Below are 16,370 nucleotides of genomic sequence, written 5' to 3' on the forward strand. Positions count from 1 at the left end.
GCCCTGCGCACCATCCTGACGCAGTATGATGACCTCACCCCCGAGGACTTCGCCCGACGCTGGGAGGACCCGCCGCACCCCGGCAGTGGGACAGCCCAAGAACGCTCCCACGCCTACGCCGTGTTCGCCGCGCTCGTGGGCATCCTTGGCGTCCCCACCCCCACGGGCTGGGAACCGACCTGGCGCGAGCAGATCCCCATCGCCGTGCGCGGGTAGGCCCATCCCGCCCGTGGTAGAATGCCCGCAGGAGCCGGATGATGAGCGAGGCACGATGAGCGAGAGCAGCGAGAAGCGCCCGAGCACACACAGGCAGGGCAAGGGGAAAGGCAAGGGGAAGGGCAAAGGCAAGGGCAGGCCGCCCAGCCAGATCAAGCTCATCACCAAGCACCTGGGCGAGGTGGGCCGCACCCCCACGCGCCAGATCCGCATCATCGTCAAGCTGATCGGCGCTAAAGCTGCCTGGGCGTTAGTCAAAGAGGCCGAGGCCATCGAGGCCGAGGGCGGCCAGGTGGTCGCCGCCACCGGCGTGCGCCGCACCTTCGGCGGCGTGTTCTTCGTCCTGGCGCGCGCCGCCCTCACCCCCGAGCAGCGCGCGCTGGTCTGGCCGAGCGTCGCGACCCTGCGCGAGCGTCGCCTGGCCAAGCAGGCCACGCGCCCGCCCAGCCCCTGGGCTGAGCGGCGGCAGGTGCTCGACGAGCTGCGCGCCGAGGTCGGCACCGCCACCACCTGCAAGGTCACGGTCGTGGCCCGGCCCGCGCCCGGCGCGCTCGTGCGCGAGACATCCACCATGCTCCTGCTCACACGCGGCGCACCGCCCGAGCTGCCCCCCGGCCAGCTCACCCTGCCCAAGAAGGCCGACGAGCTGACCCTCTACACCACGGCCAAGCACTGGGCGGCCATCGCGCCCCAGCTCGCGCAGGACCCGCTCGACACGGCGATCTGGTCGGGGTCGCTCGTCTACGACCCCGACCTGGAGGGGCTGTCGGTGCTGGCGGTGGACGGCACCACACGGGCGCTCGACGCCGCGCGCCAGGGCCAGCCCTACGCGCCGCTGGACGCGCCCGTGCCCGAGGGCGAGACCGCCAGCGTGCGGGCCACGGTGATCGGCAGGCCGGGGGCGGTGGTCAAGTCGGGCCACGCCCGCCTCACGCTGATGCAGGTCACGCGCACGCTGCCGATCCCCAAGGGCTTCCCCACCCCACCCAGCGCACCGACGCAGGTGCTCATCGTAATGTCGTGGTATCAGTGGAGGGCGGTGTTTCGGCAGCTGGAGGCCGCGCCCACGGCGCAGATCGCTGTCCACGGCTACCCCGTGCTCGACCCGGCCATCCCCGGCGTGGCGGTCTTCGCGCAGTCGGTGGACCTCCGACCATAGGTGGTAGGATAGCCGCATGCGCTATGTGGCCATGCCTATACGCGATAGGTATGGCTACATAGCGCGTATAGGCATGGCGCACCGAACATTAGTCGACTGTCCAGCCAGACCGCATAAGCTGTATAACAGGGTGGGTGCGGTCGCTTGCCGATACATCCACACGGTACCAAGCAAATTTTGGAGGCATACCTATATCCCCACAATAAACGAAGATGTCGAACGAAGCGCTTCCATACCGTGTCAGATCTGAATTGATGCCAACCACCGCATAGCGCTCTTCATACCCATAGAGCGGGCCAAACTGCCAGTAGCCAAGATCATGATAGTTCGGGGAGAGTTCTCTTGAGTAAAGATCATGATACGCACTGCAGCTCAGGTTATAGCCCACCACCAGGCTCCCCTGGTTGGCCGCAGACCAGCGGATCGTGGTGCTGTAGATCTCTGCCGCCTGTGCGGGCGCGGGCGCGATCATCAGGGTGAACAGCAGCGCCATGCATCCGAGACTCAGCCAGCGCCGCATACCATGCCATGTTTTCATACGAGCAACCTCCTGTAGTTGAATCGATTCCGTATCGCTCGCACATCGGGGTGGTGCGAGATAGCCGGAGTATAGGGGAGGGGCAGCCTGGAAACTAGCGGAGAGAACGCCTCTCGTTGCGGAAACTTTCGGGTCTTGAAGATTTAAGAGGGGATTATTGATGAAGGAAACACCATGAACCTTCCCGACGACCCCACTCATCCCCACCATGTTCTGATTACCTGCCTCAACAAAACACACATTACTGCCTATCAACTCGAAAAGAATGACATCGTAAATCGGAAGACCTTGGAGGGCTGGATAAACGAGCGGCGTATCCCGAGATCGATGGTGGTCATGCTCGGGGTCGCTCAAGCGATCGCGATGACGCAGCACGAGTTTCTGCAGTGGTGGCATGCTTGTTTTCCAAGAAGAACCCTTGACCCCAAACGTCTGGGCGATGGAGCCGCTCTTTTTCAAAGTCTACGCAAAGAAGATCCATCCCCGACCATCGCCGCTCCATGCGAAGAAGTACCAGTGCCACCGGGGCAGGAGCCACTGGCTGAGGCTGGACCTGCGACCCCCACGCCCCATGCGACAACCTGGCTGAGCTATCTCGCCTGGGGCAGTGGCATGCTGCTTGTGTGCTGCATGGTGGGGTTCGGGTTCCTCCAGAGCCACAAAGACCAGAGGGATTCCTGTATTGCAGTCGATGGACAGCAGGACACACCGCCCGATCTGCCCGCATCGCTCGTTGGGGTGGATCTTCAGCACTGGGTACTTGTGCTGCACGATACCTTTGCGACCCATCAGTGCGCTTGGTATGAGGGACAGCTTGTCACCGATGAGGGCATTCGGGATGTCGCGATTGCGGATGATCGCTATGAGCTGCGGCTGGTGCCATCCAAAAAGGAGGTCTTCGTCGGCACCAACCACCCCTTTCTGACCCCATCAAGCTATTATTTCTCGGTCGATGTACAAAAGACCCAGGGCGCAACCGATGATGATGGCTGCGCCCTGCTCTATGATGCTCAGGATGATCGGGCCTTCTCCCTCTTTCGCATCCGCGAGAAGGCGCAGAGCTTCTCGCTGACGAGTGTCGTCGATAGCGATAAATGGCAGGTGGTGCAAAATCGCACGGTTGCCCGGCAAATCCGGGCAGGTGCGTGGAATCGACTGAGCATCCTTGCCAATGGGTATCAGATGATCTTCTTCATCAATGGGACACAGGTCGCATCCGTTATACAGGATCGCGATGCTCGGGGCGGTGTCGACTTCGGCATTATTGGCATGCAGGCTGGAGGCACCACCACATGTCTTTTTGATAACGCTCAGCTCCGTATCCCGCCACGGTGAGAGACACATCCGAGCGGTGGTGCGGGTCAGGGCGGGTAGGGTCGGCGCGGCGGGTGGCCGTGACGCTGGTCGTGGCCGTTGCGCTGGGTGTGGCGCTGGGGCCGGCACTCGTGCGCCCCTGGGGTTGGTGCGCTATACTATCAAGAACGACCCAACCGCTGCGCAGGAGGAACCCATGGCCCACAACCAGCGCCTGTTCGACGACACCCCGCCGCACATTGAGGAGATGCTCATCCAGCACTGGCGCGAGCTGACGCCCGCGCAAAAGCTTGCCCAGGTCAGCAGCATGAATGCGACGATCAACCAGTTGCTTATGGCAGGACTCAGGCAGCAGTACCCCGGTGAAAGTGAGGCACAGCTCCGCATGCGCAGCTATGAGCGCCGCTATGGCCGCGCGCTGCTCGACCATCTGGGCGTCCCAGCGGAGCTGAATACCGATGTATGAGTTAGATGTTGCGGTGGCGCTTGCTGCCATGTTTGACCAGCTGGCCATCCCCTACTGTGTTGGTGGGTCCTTCTCCAGCTCAATCTATGGCGAGGTACGTGCAACCCGTGATGTAGATATCATTGCGGGCATCGAAGGGCACCACGTCCCATCCCTGCATGCGGCGATGGCGGCGTCTTTTTTCATCCAGATTGAGGACATTCTTGACGCGGTCCTGCGCGCGCCGACGCTGCAAGAAACCCCCAGGGAGCGTGCCACCTTCAGCCTTCTCCACCGCACCACCTTCTTCAAGGCCGACATCTTCGTCTCATCTGGACGGCCATTTGACCAAAGCCAATTTCAACGCCGCGTCGCGATCGAGATTGCTCCCGGCGAACCTATCGCGGTGGCCAGCGCCGAAGATACGATCTTGGCCAAACTGGAGTGGTATCGTATCGGCAACGAGATCTCGGACCGCCAGTGGCGCGACCTCCGCGCGGTGCTCACCGTGCAAACCGCAACCCTTGATTATGCCTACCTGCGCACATGGGCTACCAGGCTGGGGGTACGCGATCTGCTCGACCGCGCGATGAGCGATCAGCCCCCACCCGAAGCGACGCCGACGCAGCAGTCGCTGCTCTAGCCTATGCGGAGCCCCGGCTGATCGACCAAACACCAAGGAGCAGACTGATGAGCACACGAGCGTGGGTACGAAACCATAAGGTCGCCGGGTTTGTGGCGGGCCGCTTCGAGGGCGAGTATGAGGGGCGTATCCAGCAGCTGGTTGTCATCCAGTCGAGTCGCGGTGTGGCCATCGTCCCCGAGGCGGGGCTCATCCCGGTGGATCAGGACTACATCCAGCGCCAGGCCAGCCTCGATCTGGAGCGGGTGATCGCTGCCTTGCGGGAGGGTGGCCTCGACGATGCGGCCATCCAGCAGGCCTGGGCGCAGGCCCTGGCGACGGTCGAGAAGATCGAGCGGCAGTCGTCCTAGCTCCCGCGTCTGCATCTCCCGTCACACCGCAGCGGCCCCGAGCGCGAGCAGCTCGGCGCCGCTGCTCATTTCGCGTGTATCCCGTCCCTACGCCCCGGTATCAGACCCATGAGGCGATACGAGGCGGTGCGCGATACACCGATGAGGTCCAATGTATGATGCGATTCTCTGGCTCAAATGGAAGAAGCGATGCGATGACCACTGAAACCCTGGCGCAGGTGCGCGATCTGGTGCGCTCTTTGACCACCCCGGAAAAACGCTTGCTGCTCAGCGACCTGACGGCCCAGCTGCTCCCAAGCGCGATGCAGGCTTCCTCCACGATACCTGCGCCGTTCCCGACCTTCCCACATGCAATCTGGACGCCCGACCTGCCGCAGTGGCGTGAGGATCGGTATGATGATAATGCGCGCTGAGCCGACCTTTTTGGCCACCAACATCCCCGCGTAGGTCCCCAGGGCCTGCATCGCTGTTGCACCGTGCGGTTGGGGGCGAACTAGGGCATGGGCGGTGCAGGCCGCTCCGACGCGGTCATCGTGACATGCTGGGCATGGATGACCGTGCCTAGCATCTGCCAGCCACGCTGGTCGTACGATGGGCGGGAATCGCTCGGCGTGCTCGGGTCGGGCGGGGTCGCCATACGCGCTCATCTGCTGCACGTTGCCGCAGGGGATGCCCATGCTACCATGCGTACCGCGCGATCTTTGCAGGCGCTTCCTTGGCCTCCTGCGCGCGGGCCACCTGGCGCTGGCGGCGCTGGTACTCCGCCCAGGGTCCGGCGCCCTCCTCCTCGCCCAGCTGCCGCACCAACTCGGCTTTCAGCCACTCGCAGGGGGGCATCGCTGTCTCTCCAGCGTAGCCCGCTGTCCGACCACCGTCACTACGTCCTTCCCCGCGTCCGGCAGGATGTCGCGCAGCATGTCATCGTCGATCCGGTGTTGCCCTCCTCCTGCATCAAACGGAACACTTGTTGTGCAACTGCGTTCCAACACACGTGTGGGAACGGTTTGATCTGCTTGATAAATCATCACGAGCAGTTTTTCGGGCCTCAGGAAGGGGGCACCTCACAGCGACCCGAAGGCCCCCATGGACACGAGTCCGCTTCATGACATGGTTCGGTCCATGGCTCCCGCCCTCTACCGGCCAAACGCGTTCAGCCGTTTCAAGCTGATGACGCACCCTCATCAGGGTTTCATCAGGCGGTGGTTCTATACTTCCTGCGTACTGTGTTTCCGCACCCTCGAATGATACGAAAGGAAAATCAGGATGACGCAACTTCGTCTTTGGCTGGGCCTCTGTGGCCTCCTCCTCGGCACGCTGCTTCCTGCTGCCCTCCCAGCCGCCCGCGCCCAATCGCCACAGTCCCGCACTGAGCACTGCTACATGCTCATCGGAGCAGCGACAAACAAGGAGCATGGCCTGGTGCAGAGCCCTTCGGCGATCCTAAACTATTCCTGCTACCGCACGGCAGCAGAGCGCGAGCAGGCCCATCCGCTCACAACAACCGCGCTGTCCCGCGCCCTGACCACGCAGAGCGGCAGGCCGCTGGTGGAGTTCTACACCGGAGAGTATCTGAGCGGCAGTACCTACCGAATTGATGGCTACGCCGGGTGTGGGGCGTACTACTATGTCAACAACCTCGGATGGATGACCTACAACACAGAGGGCCTGATTGTGTTTGAGTGCAAGCCCAACCAGCGGCTCCACAACTTGGAGAACCTTGATGACGGCAGCAACCATATGTACCTTGGTCTGGGGCCGAAGGACATTTCGGTGGACTACAATCAAGGCTACTACTACACCCTTGGCAACTACAAGGACAACACCGGCTCCTGGGAGACCCGCTGAAACACCATCCCGTTGAGCCCTTGAAACGAGCGGGGGCAGTGGGAGGGCCGTCACCCTCCCACTGCCCCCGCTCGTTATCCATCCTGACGCGCGGTGTTCCCGCCAGTTCCACCCTCAGGCGTGCACCTCCAGGGCATGCCACGCCGACACCGCAGCCTCCCGCGTTGCGGCCAGCTCGTGCAACCACTCATACAGCGACTCCCACTGTCGTTGGAGCTCCTCGGGCAGCGCTGGTGGCTGGGGGATGAGATCGAAGAAGCCCTCGAGAAAGGTCGTGGGGTCATCCAGCTGGCCGATCGAGCTCGCGCGTTCGGCAGCCGACGGGAGGCGCTGGTGCCGCTCTGCCCAGTCCCACCAGATGTTCGCCTGCGGCAGGTGGAGGTAGTAGCGGCCTGCCGCTGCCTCCAGGACCTTTCCGTCCCGGTCCTCCAGCACGGCCCGCAGCCCTGAGATGGTCGAGTGAAGCGAGCTGCGCTGCTGGGATTCGGTGCCGCCCGGCCACAACAGCAACGCTAGGTCACGGCTTTCCACACCGCGCTCACCAACCAGCAGGAGGATCCCCAGCACCACAAGGACCTTGCGCGTCCCCGCCCGCCGCACCTGGATCGGCTCACCATCCCGCAACACTCGGAACGTCCCAAACGAGTGGATGTTCAGCGGAGCACCGGCGCGAGATACGGATGGCGACTGGGGACATCGTCTCACGCGGCTCTGCGTCGCAAGTATTTGGTCTGCATCGGGGTGATCAGCGGCCCGCAGCACCTGCTGCACCCGCCGCTGCACATTCGGACGCCCATCCTCAAGCAGGGGCACAAACGCCCGCCAGTGCTGGCGGGCCAGTCGGTGCGCGGCCAGTGTCGCCGCCAGATCACCCCAGGCTCCCGCAGTGGGTTCATCCACCGGTCCGGCCCCTGCCCAGATGTCGCCGCTGATCGCCAGCGTGCAGAGCGTGACCATCGCGCTGGGATGCCAGTAGTAGGCCCCCATCAGCCCGCGCTCATGCAGGGCTGACCAGATCTGCGCCAGGGTCGAGCGGGCCATCTCGAGCTGCTGGGTCTGCCAGTAGTAGCATGCCAGGTGGATGCGCGCGCCGACGAGGCCCATACGATGGCCAATGCGCTCGAAGCCGACGCAGGCGGCATGGAGATGGCAGGCGGCCATGCCCAGATCCCCGCGCTCCAGCGCGACGATACCCGCAATCGCCCGCACGTGGAGGTAGTCGGTATCCATCAGATCATCGATCCAGGACAGGGCCGTCTGGATGTACGCCTCCGCTTCGTCCAGTTGCCCCCGGCGCAACCACAGCCAGGCCCCTACCCAGGCGATCTCGGCCTGCCCAAGCTCGTCGGTCGCACCGGGCGTGCTTGCGCGTGCGGTCTCCCAGCAGCGCTCGGCCAGGGCGATATCGTTCGTATCGGTCGCAGCCATTGCGACGCTGAGCGCCAGCCAGATCGCGAATCGGTGGCTATCGAGTGGGGTTCCCGAGGGCAAAGGCCACACACAGGCCGCCTCGGGATGGCCCATCAGTCGCAGGCAGTTGACGGCCATGTTCCGGACCTGAATCTGGCGGATCGGCTCCAGCGAATCAAGCTGGTCGGGGTACCCGATCTGGCGCAATAGGCGCATGGCCCGGTCGAGCCGACCTTGGTGCTGATAGACCGAGACGAGGATGATCCTTGTCAGGGTTGCAAGCCAAAGGTCGGACTCCTGCTTGGCCAGGGTGAGGGCCTGCTCAAGCGCGGTCTGGCCGCTCTCCAGGGCGGTGCGGTAGGAGGCAAGCAGCCCCAGGGCCAGCCAATAGACACCCTGGGAGACCGAACTCGCCTGCACCGGCGGAGGTGGCGCCAGCAGAGCTGCGGCCAGATCATACTGGCCAAGCGCGGTGTGGGTGAAGGCCAGCCAGCAGGTGCTGGTGTGGGCTAGTGCGGGGCAGGCGGCGCGCTCGGCAGCCTGCTGGAAGGCATCGGCAGCGCCCAGATAATTCGCCTGGGCAAGCGCGTGATGGCCCGTGTAGAATGCCACCCGTTCGCGCAGCGCCGATACCGGCGCTGCATCCAGCAGCGAGCCAAGCTCACGCAGATGTCCAGCGCGGAGACAGGTCGCGCAGGCTTCGGCCCACCTATCGGCATCGGTCGCCGGGAACGTGTCCATAGCGGTCCTTGACATGCGGAAGCGCTCCTTTGTGCCCATGAGTCTGCCCTAGTTCCTGCTCTGACGGCTCTCCACCCAGCTCCTCCCGCAGCCGAGCGCCTTGGCGGGCATGTACCGCGGTCGCCGCCACGACTGCCGCCACGTCAGAAGGGATACCGCCATGCGCCATCTCCTCGTGCGCGCCGCCGCGAATGCGCCAGCATCCCCAAACCCTCCCACGCAACGTGCGGTCCCGACAATTGTGTGATAGATGATAACAGCTCTGGGATGGGCTTTGTGCAGTAACACCATCCTATCCCAAAGGTATTGTCTTGTCATCTCTTAAATTCGGGATGACCCCTGTCGCCAAGTGTTCTGAAGAGCACTATGTTGGCTTTGTGACTACGCCCACACCTAAAGGCTGTGGGCTTCTAGGGATTTTCACCCAGGCTGTGTCGTCCCACAGCCAAGATATTCAGCGCGGCATTAAGATCACGATCCATCTCCAAGCCGCAATAGGGACACTGATGCACGCGCACGGACAACTCTTTCTTGACCACACCTGAACAGCGGCTACAGCGTTGTGACGTACCGCGTGGATCAATTTGCACATACGTCCTACCAGCGTTTACAGCTTTGTAGCGGGTATCGTTTGCAAACTGGTTCCACGCGGCATCGGCAATGCTCTTTGCCAGCCGATGGTTTTTGATCATCCGTGCGATGTTCACGTCCTCGAACACCACAATACCAAACTCGCGCACCAGGCGGCGGCTCAGTTTGTGCGCGAAATCTTTCCGACGGTTGCTGATTCGCTCGTGGATATGCGCCACCACCTTGCGCCGTTTCGCGCGTTCGGGTGTTCCCTGCTCCGCGTTCGACAAACGTCGCTGTGCTTTGACCAGCGCCGGTTCATCCGTGCGGAAAAAGCGCGGGTTTGCGATCGGTTCGCCCGTGGACAAGGTAGCGAACTGCTCCAGGCCAACATCAATGCCAACGGCGCGTTGCAGTTCCGGTAGCGGTTGGGGTTCCGTTTCCACGCTGAAACAGGCAAACCACTTGCCCGTGTTGGTACGGCGGATCGTGAGGGTTTTGATCGTACCTTCGATGGGGCGATGCACGATCATCGGCACGCGCCCGATCTTGGACAAGTCAAGCCCGTTCCCTGCCACCTTGAAACCAAAGCCCGCTTGCTTGAAAGTGAAGCTGTCGTACCAGCCGTTGCCGCGAAAGCGGGGATAGCCCACGGTTTCGCCACGTTTGACGCGCCGAAAGAACGCATCAAACGCCAGATGCACGCGGTTTTGGACGTCCTGCAGCACCTGGGAATACACCTGTTTCAGGTCGGGGCGTTGCGCTTTCCATTGCGGAAGGAGGGCATTGGTATCGTACAATCCAACCGTTTCCTGACGTTCTTCCCACGCGGTTTTGCGATAGGCCAACGTCTCGTTGTACACCCAACGACAGGTTTCCAACGTCTGTTCAAGCAGTCGTTGTTGTCCCTTCGTTGGTGCAAGTCGGAATTGATACGCCTTCCGTTCCACAGCACACGTGTACCACAGCCTTACAATACCATCAATACGTGTGCTCTGGTTGTAATGCTCAGTGGGCTAAAGCCGCGAATTTGTAAGTTACCGCACGCCTCAAGGCGGCGGCTTTGCTCTGGCGCTCCTGGCATCGTGCCAGTATCCGAGCAGTATGGCGTACGTACGGAAGCCCTGCACGGCGAACCGTGCAGCGATTGCCTATCCTGAAAGGATACGACCTTGAAGACGTTTACCCGGTCAAGGGTTCCCGACCAGAACCTGCACGTCTCAGTTCGTAACGTGCATAGAAACGGTGTCCACCGCACTGCGGTTGTGTGTCTTCGCACAAGTACAAGGGTACCGCAAAACGGTTTTTTCGGCAATAGGAAGCCAGAGATGGCGGATACCAGTTTTAGATCCGCCGTTCGTATTGCCGCCACTCCATTCCTCCGCTCGCCTCAAGGCGGCAGTTTCCTGGAGTGTGTTCTATGACTGCTCGCATCCATGCGGATTCGCTGCGTGTTTGATGTTCAACAAGGCCCAACTCAGCACGGCATTGCAGGCCAGTGATGGTTCTGGTGCGCGTTGGCATGCGCCAGATCGCTGGATGTGCTGAATGCGGGAGGGAGCGAACTCGGTCCACACCACTGGGAACCCGAGCGCAGGGGGCCGATCATAGGCATGGTGCACGAGCCTCGGGTCTTTATCGAGCCGCTGCCTCACGCTATACAAGTCACACCAAGACCTGCCCAACCAGTGAGCAGGTCTTGGTGCAAAACCATTGTGCGCCGCGTATCATCCGCTATCGGAGGACCCGAACCATAAGCTCTCGGGAAGAATAAGGCTATCCGTTGAAGACACGGTTCTTGAACGCGTCATCGCCCTCAGGGTAGATGTTGTACCATGGTTCGATCGTTCCGTTCATCATCTGGTGAAAGTAGACCCCTCCTACACAGTTGCTGGGCAATATCGGCGAGCTCTTACTAAAATGGAGAAACTCCGCATATTGGCGCCCTTTCGCCTGCTTCTGTGCGACGCTGAGGTAGGTATTGGCTCGGCCTGCATCTATGCCAAACTCGGTCATAAACCACTGTTTATTGGAGAAGTGCGTTTGGAGCAACGGGATGATCCTGGTATAGTCACAATTGACGTCATAGAAGCTATTGGGATTCAACACATGAAATCCAATGTAGTTGCAGAGCGCGAGTTTGTCTTTCGCTATTTCGAACCAGCGACCAGGATTGATCCACGATGATAAGCCAGTGGAGATAATCAACGAGCGTGGAAAATTGGCACGGCACTGGGCGACCGCCTCGCCAAAGTGGTAGCGCCAGTTCCAGATATACTCATCGGCGCGCGAGTCATACGTGCCCGGCATGAGCTGAGGTGGTGGTTGATCCCCTGTGCCGGTCCACCCATAGGTATCTTTTGCCCATTTGACCCATCCGTAAAATCCATTTGGCTCGTTGCCTATCTCAATCCAGATATAGTTATGGGTGTTATACCATGGTGCGATCTCGTTGACGATATCGGCAGCAACAGGATAGGCCCACTCAGAGGTGCCCATGTTGGTACTCCCATCGCCTCGCGTGGTGCGCACGATGGTCTCACCAGGGATGGAGTGGCAGACAGTAGTGCGGTTCGTTTGAGACCAGCCGCCGTCCCATGGACCAATAGAGGTGACGATCTTTTTCTTGTTATAGCTACCGCGAACCATGCAATCGTTGAGCTGTGCTACGGTGCCGTTCGTGAATACCACCCCGCGCATGCGGTTCGTATATCCTGGCGCTTCGGCGTGGGCGGCTTGTGGGTGAAGATCGAATCCTGCGCTTGCCGCAGCTAGGCTCCCCGCTCCCGTAAGTAGGATCTTTCCAAGTTGCCGACGGCTTATTTTGCCCATGGATAGTCCTTTTCTTGTGAGTACAACCATATGCACACCGGGTACGCACACGCTTCATCCAGCTATGAGTAGTGGCATATGGTAGGCGCTGGATACCATACAAGTCTATGGCTGCAGTGATGATTTATACCATGTTCGTCAGGCAGACATGTGTAGTATATAAGGTAAATGTTAGGTGTCAATACACTTTTTAATTATAGAAATGCGATATAACTTGTTTCATTCATAAAAATGCCAAACGTCAAACCATGATTGAAAATGTTTGTGTAAATAATGTTAAGCCTACTATGTTGCCCAACTCAGCTCATTTAGGAATCTTTGCAGCAATGGAGCGAAACGTTCGGTCCAGCAGAATCGCGTGAACCAGACTGATATGGGATCGCTGCCCCCTCGGTCAAGTATCCATCCTGCGTCTCGCCCTCATCGCATGGAGTGCGCAACAATAACGACCGTCAGCGGCCCCTAGGCAGAATCCCGCACAGGGTACTCCCCCATGGCAACTCCTCCAAACGCATTGCGTATGAATCCTCGCGCCCCGTACACGCACTAGAAGGCAGCACCAAGCACGCAATGATAATCGTCCGGAACGCCGCCGCATCAATCCCCATGCGCGAAGCCGATGCGATGTGTTCGGTCGCCGTGCGCTGCATGCCACCGAACCACCTCGGATCCAGCTCGGGAGGCATCAGTTCCATCACGGTCGAGAATCGTACTCCGTCGCGGCGGGCGCGGGCCCGCTGCGAGAGGCCCGCCTGGGCCACTTGGTGGGGAAAACTTGATACCGCTGAAGACGGATCGTAGGGGTCATGGGGTGCCAACAACATCGGAACAGAAAGTAACGCTAAGGAACGCTGTCCCAAGCAGGTGGGAACCCGTTTGACGGCATGAGCCATCCTTACTGCTCAGCGAACTCGCGCTCACTGTGGTCAGACCGTCTCTGTCGGCTCGACCGTTTGGGTCAGCGGACGAAAGGAGCCTTGACTTACGATATCAGGCAGTGCAAAGCTGTAACGCCCGATCATGTTGAAGTGTGCAGACGTGAGCGGCCATAGTCGCACGACATCGCTCTCCTGGATCTCCGTGCCCTCGCGACGCAGGTACGTCAGGGCTTGGTCCATGTACCACGTGTTCCACAGCACGAGCACGTTCAGCACCAAACCCAGCGCATTCAGTTGATCCTCCTGCCCTTCCCGGTACCGCTGACGCAGCTCGCCTCGTCGTCCATAAAAGATTTCCCGTGCCAACCGATGGCGTTCCTCACCGCGATTCAGTTGGGTCAATACCCGCCGACGGTAGGTTGCATCGTCGATATAGGCCAACAGGAATTGTGTCTTGGCGATGCGCCCAAGCTCACCCATCGCTCGTGCGAGGGTCGAGGCATAGTGTCCCGCCTGGAGCGCGCGGATGAAGGTTGAGGCACGCACCGTTTTCAGCTTGAGCGATCCAGCTACACGCAGAAGGTCATCCCAGTGGGTGCGAATGAGGTGGGTCGAGACGGCGTTTTTGGAGACGCCGTTGATTTTGCCATAATCCGCCTGGCGGTCAATCCGCCAGAGGCGGGTCTCGCCGATATCGGCGAGGCGTGGACTGAATTGATAGCCCAACAGCCAGAACAAGCCAAAGATGACATCCGAATAGCCAGCCGTGTCCGTGATTAACTCCGTCGGGTGCAGGCTGGTTTGGTTTTCCAGCAGGCCGTCGAGGATGTAGGGCGAGTCTCGCAGGGTGCCCGGCACCACAATGCCGTGAAAGCCGGTGAATTGATCCGAGGTGAAGTTCAGGAAGGTGGCACCGTTCTCCGTACCGAAGTAGGGTGAGCTGGGGCCGGTGTTGACCGCCCGGATCGGGACAATGAAGCGCAGACCGTCGGCTGAGGCCACGGCACCACCACCCCATTGTTGTGCCAGTGGGATCGTGGTCTGGGCATCGACCAAGCGGGCATTTGCATGGCTCAGGGTCTCGGCCCGGATACAGCTGAACTGGACCCACTCCAGCCGTCGGCGGGTCAGGGCAGGAATATCCGGGCGGATCAATGGTTCGATCCCGATGTTACAGGCACTGGCAAGCAGCACCGCACAGATGCTGATGGGGAGGTCGGCCATTCGTGGATTGCTGCTCCCCAGGGGCGTGAATTCGTCAGCAAAGCCTGTACGGGCATGAATCTCAAGCAGGGCCTCAGCGAGGTCTACCCGTGGCATTAATGCCGCAACCCGTTCTCGTAGCTGCACGAGGCGCTGCGGCTCTTCCAATTTGTCGAGCCGATCAACCTTGAGCCGTTCCTTTTTCTGATGGGTCTCTACGTGCACCGCAGCATTAGTGGAGAGATGGTCAGCCACACGTCGGAAGGCCGCATCGAGATCAGCAGACAATTGGCTCAGGGCCACATCAGCAACGGGCTGGTGCCCCAAAATGCGACAGACGTGCGGGCGTTGGGCAATCCACTCATTCCCTTGGAGCAGGCGGGTACGCAGGTCGCCCCAGTCGTTGCTCGGGGTGACGAAGATGTCATGGCGGCGGAGCTTGACCTGGAGTTGTTCCAGCAGGCACAAGGTGTAGGCGGCCCGGTCCAGTTCGCGACGTGGGAGTTGCACGAACTTCTTCCAGGGGCGTGGGATCATGTCGCGTGGAGCCTGACGCATATCCGGGTTGCGCTCGTCCTCAATACCGCGTAGGAAGTCGAGCGCTTCCAGCACATCTTCCCCAGCCGGTGTGGCCTTGAAGTTGGCCACGCGCAGCAAGGTCGGAAAGAAACGCCGGATCATGGTGTAGCGTTCGATCAGTTCGGGCTGGATGTTGACCTCTGGTGGACGAGCCAGCCCTTCAACGCGCTCGATTGCGGCCGCTATTGCTGCTTCGGAGATATCCGCATAGATGGCGGCGCGCACCGCGACATCTTCGTGCGTGGGATCGATCAGACGACGGCAGACCGTGCTGAGTTGGAGTGCCGCAGCGTCCAAGTCTTTGAGGGTGCGCAGCCGCTTTTGCTGCGCGGTGAACTTGGCTTTACGGATTAGCTCCGTGATGACGGCATCAAGCATGGTGTAGGCATCGTCGTTGGCGATCATCTCCATCGCACGAATGAAGGCAATGAGGGTCGCCATCTGGCGCTCAGGTGGCATGCGCTGGAATGCCGCAGCGCTGCTGAGCACGGCGTAGCGAGAGAGGGCTTCGAGTCGTGCTGGGGGGATAGCGCTCACATCAATCGGACCCACCATGAAGGTACGGACCTGCTCAACCCGCTTGAGTGCCCGAAGCATGCTCGTCGATGAGGTGCCAACGGCCTTCCGTCGGAGCTGTTCAAGCTGGGTCATTCGTGCGTTTGGTGGGACGCTCAGCAGGGCTTGCAAGGCGATTTGTTGGTCCACGGTGACATTGCGCCCGAGGACACGCCAGAGACGGATAGACACCCGATCCCGCACCTGGGCGATCAAGCGGGTGAGCACACTGACGCCCGGCAGGAGGATCTTGCGCTCGATCAGGCGGGCTGTGGTCAGATCAAACAGGATACTCGGACGCTCGTCGCTGAGCCAGGCACGGGTGTAGAGCCAGCGGACGAGATGGAAATGCTCAGGCTGATCCGTAAAAGCGCGATAGCCGTAGACCTCTTGGATTTCACGGGCATGATCATAGCGGGTGGGTACCCGTTCAAGATAGCGCGGGAGGACCGAGAGGTCGGTCATGCCAAGTTGTTGGGCAAGGTGCTGGACCACCACGATCGGCACAGCAATCGGGTCGGTTAAGAATGTACCCAAAAAGCGGACCGTACCCAACTGTATGGCAAAGCCAAGGCGGTTGTGATCACCACGCCGACGTTCAATCAGGCCAAGGTCGTTCGGGTCCAAGAAGAAATAACGAGCGAGTTGAGCTGGTGAGGGGTCACCCGCATAGCGACCATAGCGCGCAGCCTGGTCATCACTGAGAAAGCTGACGGGCACGACGGATCTCCTCCGATTATCGGTGGGGCTTCTGGGAGCGATGGCATACCATGTCGACTGGCATCATCCCATGGAAAAGGGAGAACGATTACGCTTCAAGAAATGCCAGAAGAACGGGTTCATGGGAGGATGTTTGAGCAAGATAATGCAGATCACCTCGTTGCTCGCCCCACGCACGGTAGCTTGCAGCCATGCATGTTCCTCCGGGGTGAGGGTATAATAGGGTGCATGTCCGACGGGGGCAACGTGCGACGATAGAAGGGGTAGGCCGTGCGCTCAATCGATGGCATACGCGGGTATCCTTGATGAAGCGGCGATGTCTGACAAATGAGTATAGCAGACATTCTCCCCGCCCCTGCGGCCCACCCATGT

Annotated in this window: 12 protein-coding genes; 7 read left to right on the forward strand and 5 right to left on the reverse strand. The window is 60.6% G+C overall.

Translation table 11 applies throughout. The features are described from left to right. Positions 1 to 25 precede the first annotated feature (25 nt). Entirely contained in the window at positions 26 to 1,375 is a 1,350-nt protein-coding gene (locus F8S13_26940; protein ID KAB8139741.1) for a hypothetical protein, read from the forward strand. 88 nt (positions 1,376 to 1,463) lie between these two features. On the opposite strand, the gene F8S13_26945 is transcribed toward F8S13_26940, so the two are convergent. Then, on the reverse strand, positions 1,464 to 1,913 hold the full coding sequence (locus tag F8S13_26945; protein KAB8139742.1) for a hypothetical protein: 450 nt from the start codon (positions 1,911 to 1,913) through the stop codon (positions 1,464 to 1,466). Positions 1,914 to 2,087: 174 nt separating this feature from the next. On the opposite strand from F8S13_26945, the gene F8S13_26950 reads away from it, so the two are divergent. The 6 genes from F8S13_26950 to F8S13_26975 all read left to right on the forward strand — a co-directional run bounded on the left by F8S13_26950 (position 2,088) and on the right by F8S13_26975 (position 6,510). Next, positions 2,088 to 3,248: a DUF1080 domain-containing protein gene (locus tag F8S13_26950; protein KAB8139743.1), complete on the forward strand. Its 1,161-nt coding sequence runs from the start codon at positions 2,088 to 2,090 to the stop codon at positions 3,246 to 3,248. 175 nt (positions 3,249 to 3,423) lie between these two features. Further along, positions 3,424 to 3,693 carry a hypothetical protein gene (locus tag F8S13_26955; GenBank protein KAB8139744.1) on the forward strand — a complete coding sequence of 90 codons (270 nt, stop codon included), beginning with the start codon at positions 3,424 to 3,426 and terminating at the stop codon, positions 3,691 to 3,693. Positions 3,694 to 3,721: 28 nt separating this feature from the next. After that, complete coding sequence (locus tag F8S13_26960) at positions 3,722 to 4,315, forward strand: hypothetical protein (protein ID KAB8139745.1); 594 nt, start codon at positions 3,722 to 3,724, stop codon at positions 4,313 to 4,315. A 47-nt stretch (positions 4,316 to 4,362) separates the two neighbouring features. Next, positions 4,363 to 4,665, forward strand: coding sequence for a hypothetical protein (locus F8S13_26965; protein KAB8139746.1), 303 nt, complete (start codon positions 4,363 to 4,365; stop codon positions 4,663 to 4,665). Positions 4,666 to 4,859: 194 nt separating this feature from the next. Then, positions 4,860 to 5,078, forward strand: a complete 219-nt coding sequence (locus F8S13_26970) for a hypothetical protein (protein ID KAB8139747.1) — start codon at positions 4,860 to 4,862, stop codon at positions 5,076 to 5,078. Positions 5,079 to 6,084: 1,006 nt separating this feature from the next. Then, a complete protein-coding gene (locus F8S13_26975) occupies positions 6,085 to 6,510 on the forward strand; it encodes a hypothetical protein (protein KAB8139748.1) in 426 nt (141 codons plus the stop codon). Positions 6,511 to 6,624: 114 nt separating this feature from the next. On the opposite strand, the gene F8S13_26980 is transcribed toward F8S13_26975, so the two are convergent. From F8S13_26980 to F8S13_26995, 4 genes are all read right to left on the reverse strand, one after another. Continuing rightward, entirely contained in the window at positions 6,625 to 8,661 is a 2,037-nt protein-coding gene (locus F8S13_26980; GenBank protein KAB8139749.1) for a hypothetical protein, read from the reverse strand. Between the two features lie 410 nt (positions 8,662 to 9,071). Beyond that, on the reverse strand, positions 9,072 to 10,181 hold the full coding sequence (locus tag F8S13_26985) for an IS200/IS605 family element transposase accessory protein TnpB (GenBank protein KAB8139750.1): 1,110 nt from the start codon (positions 10,179 to 10,181) through the stop codon (positions 9,072 to 9,074). Between the two features lie 826 nt (positions 10,182 to 11,007). Next, complete coding sequence (locus F8S13_26990; GenBank protein KAB8139751.1) at positions 11,008 to 12,063, reverse strand: hypothetical protein; 1,056 nt, start codon at positions 12,061 to 12,063, stop codon at positions 11,008 to 11,010. 926 nt (positions 12,064 to 12,989) lie between these two features. After that, entirely contained in the window at positions 12,990 to 15,998 is a 3,009-nt protein-coding gene (locus F8S13_26995) for a Tn3 family transposase (GenBank protein KAB8139752.1), read from the reverse strand. Positions 15,999 to 16,370: the final 372 nt, after the last annotated feature.

Source organism: Chloroflexia bacterium SDU3-3 (assembly GCA_009268125.1).
GTDB lineage: Bacteria > Chloroflexota > Chloroflexia > Chloroflexales > Roseiflexaceae > SDU3-3.

Coding starts and splice junctions, on each gene's coding strand:
- F8S13_26940 (KAB8139741.1), top strand. CDS start 26: ATGATGACCTCACCCCCGAGGACTTCGCCCGACGCTGGGAGGACCCGC.
- F8S13_26945 (KAB8139742.1), bottom strand. CDS start 1,913: ATGAAAACATGGCATGGTATGCGGCGCTGGCTGAGTCTCGGATGCATG.
- F8S13_26950 (KAB8139743.1), top strand. CDS start 2,088: ATGAACCTTCCCGACGACCCCACTCATCCCCACCATGTTCTGATTACC.
- F8S13_26955 (KAB8139744.1), top strand. CDS start 3,424: ATGGCCCACAACCAGCGCCTGTTCGACGACACCCCGCCGCACATTGAG.
- F8S13_26960 (KAB8139745.1), top strand. CDS start 3,722: ATGTTTGACCAGCTGGCCATCCCCTACTGTGTTGGTGGGTCCTTCTCC.
- F8S13_26965 (KAB8139746.1), top strand. CDS start 4,363: ATGAGCACACGAGCGTGGGTACGAAACCATAAGGTCGCCGGGTTTGTG.
- F8S13_26970 (KAB8139747.1), top strand. CDS start 4,860: ATGACCACTGAAACCCTGGCGCAGGTGCGCGATCTGGTGCGCTCTTTG.
- F8S13_26980 (KAB8139749.1), bottom strand. CDS start 8,661: ATGGACACGTTCCCGGCGACCGATGCCGATAGGTGGGCCGAAGCCTGC.
- F8S13_26990 (KAB8139751.1), bottom strand. CDS start 12,063: ATGGGCAAAATAAGCCGTCGGCAACTTGGAAAGATCCTACTTACGGGA.